Source organism: Streptomyces sp. NPDC059853, from assembly GCF_042731495.1.
GTDB lineage: Bacteria > Actinomycetota > Actinomycetes > Streptomycetales > Streptomycetaceae > Streptomyces.
In genome coordinates, this window is the sequence record NZ_JBHWJL010000167.1 from 1 (window position 1) to 10,979 (window position 10,979).

The following is a 10,979-nucleotide window of genomic DNA, read 5'->3' on the forward strand; positions in this document are numbered from 1 at the left end:
GGCATCCGGGCCAGCACCGGCAGCAGCACCGTCTCCTCGTGGTCGAGGTGGGCGGTCAGCTCGGCCGTCATCCGGTCCAGTTCGGCCAGGAACCGGCCGGGATCGGCGTCGCGCGCGCCGCCGAGCAGGCCGAGCAGTTCGCCCTTGATCCGGTGCACGGTGACGTGTTCCTCCCGCATCCGGTCGAGGGCCGCGCGCAGGTCGGGGTGGTGCTGTTCCAGCATCGGGAACATCCCGGCGTCCTCGCTGGTGTGGTGGAACTCCAGCGACTCGCAGAACGCCAGGCAGTGCTGCCGGATCTGGAGCCCGAGCCCGGGGACCGACCGGTCGTCGCGGTCGGCGAAGTACGCGGCGGCCTCGGCCCGTACCGCCCGCAGCTGGGCGCGCAGCCAGGCGTGGATCTCCAGCAGCTTGGCGCCGAAGTCGGCGACCTCGGCCGGGAGCTCGGCGGCCTCGGGCCCGGACCGTTCCAGGACGACGACCGGGATGATCCGGGAGGTCCGCTCCTGGTAGTCGGCGTAGCCGGGGGCCGCCCGGACCACCTCGGCGAACAGCCGGTCGCGGCGCTCGCCCTCGGCGGGCACGGCGATCGCGTAGTACGCGTCCGTGCCGACCTCCACCCGCACCATCGGGTGGGCGAGCAGATTGTGATACCAGGCGGGGTGCCGGTCGGCGCCACCGGCGGAGCCGACGACCAGCAGCCGGCCGTCGTGGCGGACGTAGCCGAGCGGAGTGGTGTGCTCCTTCCCCGACCGGGCGCCGGTGGTGGTCAGCAGCAGCAGATCGCCGCCCTCGAAGGGGCCGCCGACCTTGCCGCCATGGGCGCGGAACTCCTCGATGACGGACTGGTTGAAGGACATGGGTGTGGTGTCTCCAGGGAATACGCATGCGTCCGTGCACCACCCACGGCAGGGCGGGGGCACGGTGGGAAGAAGGAAAGAGGGCGCGTCGGAGCGCGCGACGGTGACGCGAAGAGAACTGCGCGTGGGAGCGAGGCTGAATCAGCCGCTCAGGACGCTCAGATGACCCGGGGCGCGGAGTGAGTACTCATGGCGGAAGCCCTTCGACTACGGTGCTCGCCCGGCTGCCGGCCTGCCCACTGCTCTCCGGCCGGCGCCACGTGGCACGCCGGTCATGCAACACGGCCCCTCTCGCCACTGTCAAGACGCGTCCGAAGCGCCGGTTGGCGCCCACAGCCCGTGAGGTGGATTCCGGCGTGCCGGACACCGGGGTCAACACCGGTGGCCCCAGCAAGGCTTGACCTTCACCTGACCATCACACTACGCTCCGGAATCGCCGCATTCCGTCACGGTGACGGGGTGGTCGGCCAGTCACTGTCCGGGGGGGATTCGGTGCTGAGCTCAAGGGGACCGACAGGTACATCGAAATTCGTCTTTCCGCCTGCAGCCGCACGGTGCGGAACAGCGGGAAGTCCTGGCGGGCATCCAGGCCGACGGGCCGCCAGGGGCCGGGAGCCGCTGGGTGAGAACACACCACCGCGTGGCGGTGCTGGCGGTGACGATCCTGGCCGCCGCCGGCGGCTGCTCCGCTTTCCGGGGGCATGATGGGCCGCTGTCAGCGGGAGAGGGAAGCTCTACCACCTGTGCCCCGGGGACCGGGGAGTCCGTCTTCACTTTCGGACACGATTGGCTGGCCAATGATTCGGACAGTCCGGTGACTGTCACAGGCGTGGAACTCATCGACGCCGAGAACATGGAGATCATTGAGGCGGTACTGCTGCCTGAGCCCGGCCCACCGGAGAGCATGGGGATCGGAATCGTTGACGGCTATCCCCCGAGCGATGACACGGAACACGCCGATGGCGGGGCTTACTGGGAGCTGCGCGAGACGGTCGGGGAGGCCACCATCGCGGGCCGCGAGTCAGCCAACCTCCTGATGGGGATCGTGGCCAACGGTCAGGCGGCCATGGAGGGCGCGGCCATCTCCTACGAGCACGAGGGGAATTCCTACCGTGTGGAGACGAAGAACCGGCTCCGGGTCAGAGCACGGTGCGGCGGCGTTGACTGACCTGCCGCATGCGTCCGGCCCCGGTCGCACGAGGAGCTGAACGCGCTCTCCCCGTCGTCGTGTCGCGCCGCCCGCGCGAGCCCCCGGTGGGGCGCTCGGGAGGGGACCACCGAGCCGCTTCGTTCCTCGCCCCGTGCGGGAGGGCGCCGACCGCCGCCTCCGTGAAGATGTGATGAAGGGCCGGGAAGCCAGCTACCCGCGCGGCCGGATGGGCATATCCATGGAGGGTGGAAAAGAGGGGAAAAGGGGGAACACGCGTGCGGGTGATCCAGTTACCGGTGTCCGACGACGGCACCGAGCACGTGAAGGCACACGGCGGGGAGACGGGCCCGGACGCCGGGCGCGGCGTGGTGCCAGCCGGCAGAACGGGAGAACCCCCCGCCGGGCGGGCGGCCCGGCCGCCGGGCTCGTTGCTGGGCGTGCGGCGCCCCGTCACGGAGACGTGCGTGGCGCGGTCCACGGACAGGGAACACCCGCCGGAGGAGGCCGGCCTCGCTTTCGGCATCTCGCGGACGGCGGAGGCGGGCGTCCTGCTCCTCATGGCCGCCGGTGAGGCCGACTCCGCCGTCGCCCCGCCCCGGCGTCCCGGGCCCGCGCGGCGGTGACCGCGTACGAGCCCGCGCCGCTGGCCGGCGGCATCCTGCGGGTACTGCGCCCGGACGGTGCCGTGGCCGGCGCCGCGTTCCTGGTGTCGGACCGGCTCGCCGTCACCTGCGCGCACGTGCTGGACTCGGGCGCGGGGGCGGGCCCCGGCGCCCGCGTCATGGTGGACGTCGGAGCCGTCCACGGCCCCGGCCCCTTCCCGGCGACCGTGCGCGAGTGGCATCCCGGGGCGGATGTGGCCGTGCTGGAGGTGGCCGCGCCCCTGCCCGGCACCCGGCCGGTCCCGCTGGTGGAGACCGGGGACCGGTTGTGGGGGCACCGGGCGAGGACGCTCGGCTTTCCGCGCGGCCACCACCAGGGGGTGTGGCACTCCGCCGTGCTGCGGCAGCAGCAGGGCAACGGCTGGCTCCAGTTCGAGCAGGCCGCCGACGGCCGCTACCCGGTGCGCCGGGGTTTCAGCGGGGCGCCGGTGTGGGACGACGAACTGGCCGCCGTCGTCGGCATGGTGGTGGCGGCCGATCTCCGTAACCCGGTGGCCTTCCTCATCCCCACCGACCGTCTGGTGGACGCCGCACCGTCCCTGCGGGACGTGGTGGGCCTGCCGTCCCCGTTCCCCGGTCTTGAGGCGTACCAGGAGAGCGACAGCCAGGCGTTCTTCGGCCGCGACCGGGAGAGCGAGCGGATCACCCGGCTGGTGCTCGGCCATCCGCTGGTGACGGTGCTGGGCGCCTCCGGCTGCGGCAAGTCCTCGGTGGTACGGGCCGGGGTGGTGCCCCGGCTGCGCGCGGAAGGGCTGGCGGCCTGCGTGGTGCCGCGCACCCGCGATCTGCTGGGGGCGCTGGCGGCGGGCCTGTCCTCGCTGATCCGCCCCGGGCTGCACGGGCACGCCCAGCGCACCGAGATCCGCTCGACGCGGCGCGACCTGGCCGAGGGCCGGCTGCCCGAGCTGATCGACCAGATCCGCGCCACCCGTGGGGTGGACGGGCTGGTGGTCGTGGTGGACCAGCTGGAGGAGCTGCTGACCCGCCAGGGCGAGACGGCGACCCTGGGGCTGCTGTTCGGCTCCGATCCGCCGGAGGGGCTGCGGATCCTGACGACGCTGCGGGTGGACTTCCTGCCGCAGGTCGAGGAACAGCCGCTGCTGCGGCGCGCCGTGCAGGGCGCCACGTTCGTCCTGCCGCAGATGACGGAGGAGCAGATCCACGAGGTGGTGACCGGACCGGTCGGGCGGGTGGCGGCGGTCGCGTACCAGGACGGGCTCGTGGACCGCATCGTCACCGACGTGGGCAACGCGGCGGGGGTGCTGCCGCTGCTGGGGTTCACCCTGGACCAGCTGTGGCGCGAGCAGCGGGCCGGGCTGCTGACGCAGGAGGCGTACACCCGGCTGGGCGGGGTCCACGGGGCGCTGGCCCAGCGCGCGGAGCACACCTGGCGGCGGTACACGGCGGCGGCCGGCGAGAACGTACCGGAGGACACCGGCGGGGACGCGGCCGGGAAAGCGGCCGAGGACGCCGCCCGGCAGCTGCGACGGCTGCTGACCCGGCTGATCCGGCTGCCACCGGGCACCCGCACCCCCATCCGCCGCACCGTCCGCCGCACCGAACTGCCCGACGGCGAATGGGAGGCGGCGCGCGCCCTCGCCGACCAGCGGCTGCTGGTGATCGCGCCCCCGGCCACCGAGGAGGACGTGCGGTACGGGGAGAGCGTCGAGCTGGCGCACGAGGCGCTGATCAGTGTGTGGCCGAGGCTGCGCCACTGGGCGGAGGAGGACCGGGACTTCCTCGCCTGGTACGAACGGCTGCGGCAGGACCGGCTGCGCTGGCAGGCCGCCGGGGCGCCGGACGATCTGCTGCCGGGCGCCACCGCCCTGGAGGCCGCGCGGCCGTGGCTGGCCGGGCGCCGGGAGGACATCGACGCGGCGGACGCGGACTTCCTGGACCGGGGACGGGACCGGCTGCGCCGCCAGCGGCGGACGCGGAACGGGGTGGTCACCGGGCTCACCACGGCCCTGGTGATCGCCATCGTCGCCGGAGCGCTGTTCGCCTATCAGACGCGGGTCAGCGCCGTGCGCCAGCGCGAGTCGGACTCCCGCGCCCTGGCGGCGGAATCGGCCGCCGTGCTGGGCACCGATCCCCCGCTCGCCGCGCTCTACGCGCTGGCGGCCCACGAGCGGGCCCCCACCGACGAAGCACGCGACGCGCTGTTGCAGACCTACCTCGGCTACACCTTCACGGAGGTGGTGATGTCCGGCGCCCGGGGCGGCGTGCGCCGGCTGGCCACCAGCGACGACGGGCGGGTGATCCTGGTCAGCGGCCGGGAGGGGCAGGTCACGCTGTTCGTCCGGGACGGGGACGGGCAGTTGTACCGCGAGCGGCTGCCGTTCGGGGACGACTACGCGGTCTATCCCTTCGTCTCGCCCGACGGCGGGCGGGTGGGGTGGGTGACCCTGTCCGGCGACCTCGTCTGGCACGAACTGAGCCGCCCCGGGGAGCCGGGGACGGAGGCCGGCCCACGCCTCGGGGAGGGCCGGGTGATCACCGGGCCGCAGTTCACGATGGACGAGTCCACCCTGAACCGGGACCAGCGGTCGGTCGCCGTCTCATCGGACGGCGGCCGGGTGGTGGTGGCGTCCGCCTACAGCGACGAGTTGCACTGGTGGGACCTGGACGCGGGCGTCGTGAGACCGACCGTCACGCTCCCCGAGCCCTACTCCGCCCAGCAGGTCTGGTTCAGCCGGAGCACGGACCGCGTGCTGGTGGAGACGTCCAACGACCTGCTGAACATCGACCTCCGCTCGGGAGAGCTCCTCGGCGTGGTCGCCGAGGACATCACCGGCGCCGCCGTCTCGGGCGACGGGACGACCGTCGCCGTCTGCGACCCCGACAGCTCGCTGCACGTGGCCCGGGCCGGCGAGGAGACACAGACCGTCATCCCCGAGACCTGCTACGGAGGATCACCGGCGCTCGACCCCGCGGGCCGCTACGTCTCGGACGGCTCCGTGACCCCCGGCGTCTACGAGGTGCCCGACGACGGCGAGGCCACCCGGCTCGCGCAGGCACCGGGCAACACCCTGACCGAGGACTTCGGCCACCTCAAGTACCCCGGGATCCTGCGCGACGGCGACCGGTACTTCTTCCTCGTCGCGACCGAGGAAACGGTCGCCCTGCTGGAGCAGTCGGTGGTGCGCGAGCCGCTGCACGGGGCGATGAAGCTCCTCGGGGACGGTGATCTGCTGCTCTCCTACAGTGAGCGTTCGGCCGGTGACGTGTCCTCCGCCGACGACGGCTCCGTCCTGCTGCTGCACGACATCGGCGGAACGGGGGCGGAGCACGAGGAGGTGGCGAGGGTGGAGCGGGTGGGGGCGACGTTCGTCCCCGGCGTGGCCGACATCGTGATCACCGACCGGGAGGACGAGCTGATGGCCGACCTCATGACCGAGGACGGCCACATCGTCATCCGGGACACCGCGATGCTCCAGGAGGTGACCGGGGTCCAGGTATCCGCGCCACCCGAGGACCCGCACCCCAACGCCTCGCCCGATGTGACGTTCTTCTTCCAGGATGACTGGCTGGTCACCCTCTCCCACACCGTGGTCGAGCGGTGGGACGTGAGGACCGGGGAGCGTCTCGACCGGGTCGACCTCGCAGACCTCGGAATGCTCAGCGACGACCCCCGGCACGCCGGGCTGTTGCGGGTCACGGGGCACCCCGCCGAGGGGCACGTCTCCGTCACCAACGGCGGCAACGAGCTGCGGGTGGTGGACCTGGCCACGGGGCGGGAAGCCCGGGAACTGCGCGTGGACACCGGTGCCCGCATCAACACCGCGATCTTCCACAACCGGCGCGACGACCGGCACCTGATGGTCGTGCGGCCCGGAACGGCCTGGGAACAGTGGCAGGTTCCGGCACCGGGGAGTTCCGAACCACCGCGGCGGCTCACCGGCCCCACCGAGTTGTGCGCGGGCTGCAGCCACGACTTCGTGATTTCGCCGACCGTGCGTCCGGACGGCCGTTTCCAGCTGGCCGCCGCCGACCGGGTGGGGATCTACGCGCCCGACTCCGCCGTCCCGGTCGAGCACTGGGACGTGGGGCGGGGCGGGGATTTCCTGGCGACCTCGTCGTCCGGGGACGCCCTGCTGTACAGCCCGTGGGACGGTATGAACTCGGCGTGGTCGGCCGAGGGCGTGGTGTTCACCCTCCGCCTCGGCGACATCGACACCTGGCGGGCGGAGGCGTGCCGTGTGAGCGGCTGGTTCACCCGCACGGACGCGGAGGAGCTCCAGCGGGTGACGGAGACCCCGGTGGCGGACCTGTGCGATCCGCCACCGGCCGGGGCGGAGCACGCGGAGGACGGGGACGAGCGGGACGCGGACGCGGAGGACCGGGACGGGGACGAGCGGTCGCCCGGGGCGCCGGTCACCCCGGCGACGGTGCCGCGTGAGTTCCAGCGGGCCGGTCCCGCCGGGGTGTGAGCGGGCGCGGGCGGCGGGGCCGGGCCGGGCCCGGAGTGGGGAGGTGACGGGGCGGGGCGTACGGGGCGGGCGGCCGGTGCGCACCACCGCCGGTGCCCGCCGCGTAGCCACCCCGGGCCGGACCCCCGGCTCCGCTACCGTCCTGCCGTACCTGCCGGCTTCCGCAGCGCCAGGAGCAGCCGGTCGAGGGCGGCCTGGGTGTCGCTGAGGTCGCCGGGTCCGGCGGCGGGCGAGGCCAGCCACAGGGCCGCCTCGTTCATCGCGCCCGACAGCAGGTGGACGAGCGGGGCGACGGGCTGAGCGGGCAGGGTCCCGGCCTCCATCAGGGTGGTCAGCGCGTCCTGGAGGTGCCGGGCGGAGGCCGCCGCGTCCATCGCCCGCCACTCGCTCCAGCCGAGGACGGCCGGGCCGTCCACCAGCATGATCCGCTGGATCTCCGGCGCGGTGGAGGCCGCCAGGAACTCGCGGCAGCCGCCCACCAGCTGGTCCCACGGGTCCGGGTGGCGCCCGGCCGCCGCCGCCACTCGCGCGCCGACCTCCTGCTGCACCTCTTCCAGGACCACCCGGAACAGTTCCTCCTTGCCGGAGAAGTGGTGGTACAGCGCGCCCTTGGTCACCCCGGCGGCCCGCACGATCGCCGACAGGCCCACGGCGGCGTAGCCGGAGGCGGCGAACAGGTCCCTGCCGGTGCGCACCAGGGTGAGCCGGGTGCGCTCGCGCTGCTGGGCCCGGATGCCGTGCTGTGCCATCGTCGCCGCTCCTCGTTTGACGTACCACCGGTATGCGAACTAGGTTTCTCGCATACCGATGGTACGTGAAAGGGCGGACCCATGGACCTGACCAGCTGTTACCCGGTGATCTGCACCAGCCGACTCGCCGCGTCCCGCGACTTCTACACCCGGCTGCTGGGCTTCGAGATCACCTTCGAGGCCGACTGGTACCTCAGCCTGCGCCGCCCCGGCGACCCGCCGTACGAACTCGCGCTCCTCGACCACACCCACCCCACGCTGCCCGCCGCCTACCGCACCCCGGTCCGTGGCCTGCTGCTCAACTTCGAGGTCACGGACGTGGACGCCGAGTGGGACCGCCTCGTCACGCGCGCCGGGCTCACCCCCGAACTGGCGCTGCGTGACGAGGCTTTCGGCCAGCGGCACTTCATCGTGGCGGACCCGAACGGGGTGCTGATCGACATCATCACGCCCATCGCCCCCACGGCGGAGTTCGCCGGCCAGTACGTCAGCTGACGGCCCTCCGCACCAGCTCCCGCAGCGTGGCCTCGGCCGCCTCGGTCAGCTCGGCCAGGGCGTACGAGGTCGGCCACAGGCCGCTCGGGTCGTCCAGGTTCGCGGTCTCGTTGAATCCGAAGACCGAGTACCGCGTCTTGTCCATCATCCCGCTGCGGAAGAAACACACCACCTTCCCGTCCCGGGCGTACGCCGGCTGCCCGTACCAGAGCTTCGGCGCCAGCTCCGGTGCGGTCTCCGTGACCAGGACGTGCACCCGCTCGGCGAGCTGCCGGTCGGGTTCGGGCATCTTCGCGATCTTGGCCAGCAGGTCCTTCTCCTCGGCGGCGGCCTTGGCCGCCCCGCGCCCCCGGCGCCCCGCGGACTTCAGCTCCGCGGCACGCTCCTTCATGGCGGCGCGCTCCTGCTCGGAGAAGCCATCCGGGGTGGCGGCGTCCTTCGGGTTCTTCGGCACAACATGCTCCTTCTGCTCCGTGAGGTCCGGGGTCAACACCGACCGTAGCCATGCGGGACGGTTCCGGGCTTCTCGAAACCTGACCGGAATGGGCCGGACGGGCCGGACCCGGCCGGTCGCCGGGCCGGTCCGGGGGCGGCACCTCGTCGTCCGCGTGCGCCGGACCCGGCGGCGCGCACCTCCGCGACGCGCTCGTACCGGCTGCTCCGGTCGGTCCACTCCGCGTCGACACCGGACGCCACCCGCGCGAAGCCCACCCGGCCGACGGCCCCGGCCGGCTCCGGATCACCGGCGGCCGGCAGCCGCATCGGCGCGTCGAGCGCCACGGTGCGCGCGTGGACGAGCGCGGTGCCACCTCGACGGCCGGGATCAGGACGAGAAAGCTCGGACCTCGCGGTGCGGCTGCCTGGAGGTCAGGCAGCCGGCTCCGTGGCTACTGGTGCCGTGGGAGAGCCGGTGGCCTTCTGCGCCGAAAGAGTCTCGTAGACGGTCCCGGCGAGGTCGGGCAGCGTGTCCTCATCGCCGACGGCGCTGTTGACAGCGAGGGCGATGATCATGCCGGTCTCCGGGATGTACATGTGCAGCACCCGGTTCCCATACGTGGCCCCCTCGTAGAACCAGACCGTCCCGGCCACCGGATGGACGATCTTCACGAGACCGAGGCCGAAACCGAAGGGATCGTCGGCCGTGACGTTCTCGATGGGCTCACTCGTCTGCATCGAGACCAGGGACTCCAGCTCCCGCTGCTGCGCCGGGGGCAGCAGTTGACCGCTGTACAGCGCCCTGTCCCAAGCCGTCATGTCCTCCAGCGAACTCACCAGGCCACCCGCCCCCTGCGCCCAGGACAGGGCGAGCGGAGGAACCGACTTGTTGAGATGCTTCGGCAGGTCGGCATGGGTGGAGTACGGCGCCGGCATGCGCGAGGCCGTGCCCGGAGGGCAGTACGGGGGGAGGCAGGTGTCGTTCATTCCGAGCGGTTCGATGATGCGCTCGGCGAGCTGCTCATGGTACGTATCGTGCGACGCGCGTTCGACAATCATCTGCGCGAGAAGGTAGTTCGTATTCGAGTACTCGTACGTCCCGGCAGGCCCCAGCGGCAGGCCCTCCACATAGGACATCAGGCGCTCCAGCGTGAAGCGCGTGGACGGTTTGGCGTCGAAATCCCTCAGGAACGCGCTCTGCTCGGTGTAGTTGGGGATACCGCTGGTCATCGCCAGCAGTTGCGTGATGGTGACATCGCCCCACGCCGGATACTCGGGAATCCACTTTCCCAGCGTGTCCGTCATGGACAGCTTTCCTTCGGCCTCCAGCTGCAGCAGCAGCACGGACGTGAACGCCTTGGTGTTGCTGCCGATCTGCCACAGCGCCTCGCTGTTCACCGGCCGGCCACCGCCGTAGCGGAACGTCCCCGCATCGACCGAGATATCAGGTCGCTCATCGGCATAGGTCACCCGAAGGGAAACCGCCGAGAAATGATCCTTGGCGCCCCGATCGGCCAGATATTGTTCGAGGTCACCGCGCAGTGAGGCGGTGACGCCGCGCCCGGACGGCTCCACCACCGCGTGCGCGGCGGCCGGCCCATTTCCCGACACCAGCACCCCCGAAACAAGCGCCGCGGTGACCGTCGCCAGGGCCACGAGGCGCTGCCCTTGCCGGCCACCCCGGCGACGCATCCTGTTCCTCATTGTCGCTGGTCCTCCATCGCATTGAACAGAACTGGGAACGACGATCACGCTACGCAGCACAGGCGCGGCAGATAATAGGGGTAACCCCCCGCTTGGCAGTGGTGCTGTGTGGTGACTCCCCCGCGGTTCCGGGTGGTTATGGGCCATATCCGGGTGCCTCGGCTCCGGCCGGGCCGTCCGCGCGCCCGGCCGGACCGGGTGCGCGCCGACACGGCGTACGGCTCCCGCGCGAGCGCGGCACCCGCCGCACCATCCCGGAGAAGCGCGACCGGACCGCCGACCGCGGGAAACGCGGTTCCCGCGGTGGCGCCGAGGTACGACAGGCCGCTCTTCCCGTCCCTCGGGTTGACGCGCCCCGCTCACACCTGCGGCTTTCCCTCGGGCGCCGCCTGCCCGGAGCGGGGCTGGACGCGGTGCGGCTCAGGTCGCGGCCGTGGGGGGGGGGGGGGGCGGGGCCCGGGGCGGGCCGCCGGGGGGGGGGGGGCCCGGGCGGC

The 10,979-nt window shown here is 72.6% G+C and carries 8 protein-coding genes; 4 read left to right on the top strand and 4 right to left on the bottom strand.

The features are described from left to right. The coding region (locus ACFV5N_RS17795; RefSeq protein WP_385600415.1) for a nitroreductase/quinone reductase family protein at window positions 1–860 on the bottom strand (860 nt) is incomplete at its 3' end. Between the two features lie 829 nt (window positions 861–1,689). Between ACFV5N_RS17795 and ACFV5N_RS17800 the strand changes: the two genes are divergently transcribed. The 3 genes from ACFV5N_RS17800 (at window position 1,690) to ACFV5N_RS17810 (ending at window position 7,102) form a co-directional block, all read left to right on the top strand. Next, on the top strand, window positions 1,690–2,028 hold the full coding sequence (locus tag ACFV5N_RS17800; protein ID WP_385600418.1) for a hypothetical protein: 339 nt from the start codon (window positions 1,690–1,692) through the stop codon (window positions 2,026–2,028). A 350-nt stretch (window positions 2,029–2,378) separates the two neighbouring features. Continuing rightward, on the top strand, window positions 2,379–2,633 hold the full coding sequence (locus ACFV5N_RS17805) for a CU044_2847 family protein (protein ID WP_385600428.1): 255 nt from the start codon (window positions 2,379–2,381) through the stop codon (window positions 2,631–2,633). Next, window positions 2,630–7,102 (top strand): trypsin-like peptidase domain-containing protein, encoded by a 4,473-nt coding sequence (locus ACFV5N_RS17810; RefSeq protein ID WP_385600419.1) that lies wholly within the window; start codon window positions 2,630–2,632, stop codon window positions 7,100–7,102. Before ACFV5N_RS17805 ends, ACFV5N_RS17810 begins: the two co-directional genes overlap by 4 nt. A 134-nt stretch (window positions 7,103–7,236) precedes the next feature. On the opposite strand, the gene ACFV5N_RS17815 is transcribed toward ACFV5N_RS17810, so the two are convergent. Then, window positions 7,237–7,851 (bottom strand): TetR/AcrR family transcriptional regulator, encoded by a 615-nt coding sequence (locus tag ACFV5N_RS17815; protein WP_385600421.1) that lies wholly within the window; start codon window positions 7,849–7,851, stop codon window positions 7,237–7,239. Window positions 7,852–7,932: 81 nt separating this feature from the next. On the opposite strand from ACFV5N_RS17815, the gene ACFV5N_RS17820 reads away from it, so the two are divergent. Beyond that, window positions 7,933–8,346: a VOC family protein gene (locus ACFV5N_RS17820; protein WP_385600424.1), complete on the top strand. Its 414-nt coding sequence runs from the start codon at window positions 7,933–7,935 to the stop codon at window positions 8,344–8,346. Here the strand turns inward: ACFV5N_RS17820 and ACFV5N_RS17825 are convergent. Together ACFV5N_RS17825 and ACFV5N_RS17830 are read right to left on the bottom strand one after the other, a co-directional pair. Further along, a complete protein-coding gene (locus ACFV5N_RS17825) occupies window positions 8,339–8,737 on the bottom strand; it encodes a DUF1801 domain-containing protein (RefSeq protein WP_385600431.1) in 399 nt (132 codons plus the stop codon). The two genes, ACFV5N_RS17820 and ACFV5N_RS17825, sit on opposite strands and share 8 nt — an antisense overlap. A gap of 476 nt (window positions 8,738–9,213) precedes the next feature. Next, window positions 9,214–10,437 (bottom strand): serine hydrolase domain-containing protein, encoded by a 1,224-nt coding sequence (locus ACFV5N_RS17830; protein WP_385600426.1) that lies wholly within the window; start codon window positions 10,435–10,437, stop codon window positions 9,214–9,216. Between the last annotated feature and the right edge of the window lie 542 nt (window positions 10,438–10,979).

Bases quoted from the DNA above. Each gene is read 5' to 3' on its own strand.
- ACFV5N_RS17825 (WP_385600431.1), bottom strand. From the start codon at position 8,737: ATGAAGGAGCGTGCCGCGGAGCTGAAGTCCGCGGGGCGCCGGGGGCGC.
- ACFV5N_RS17815 (WP_385600421.1), bottom strand. From the start codon at position 7,851: ATGGCACAGCACGGCATCCGGGCCCAGCAGCGCGAGCGCACCCGGCTC.
- ACFV5N_RS17820 (WP_385600424.1), top strand. From the start codon at position 7,933: ATGGACCTGACCAGCTGTTACCCGGTGATCTGCACCAGCCGACTCGCC.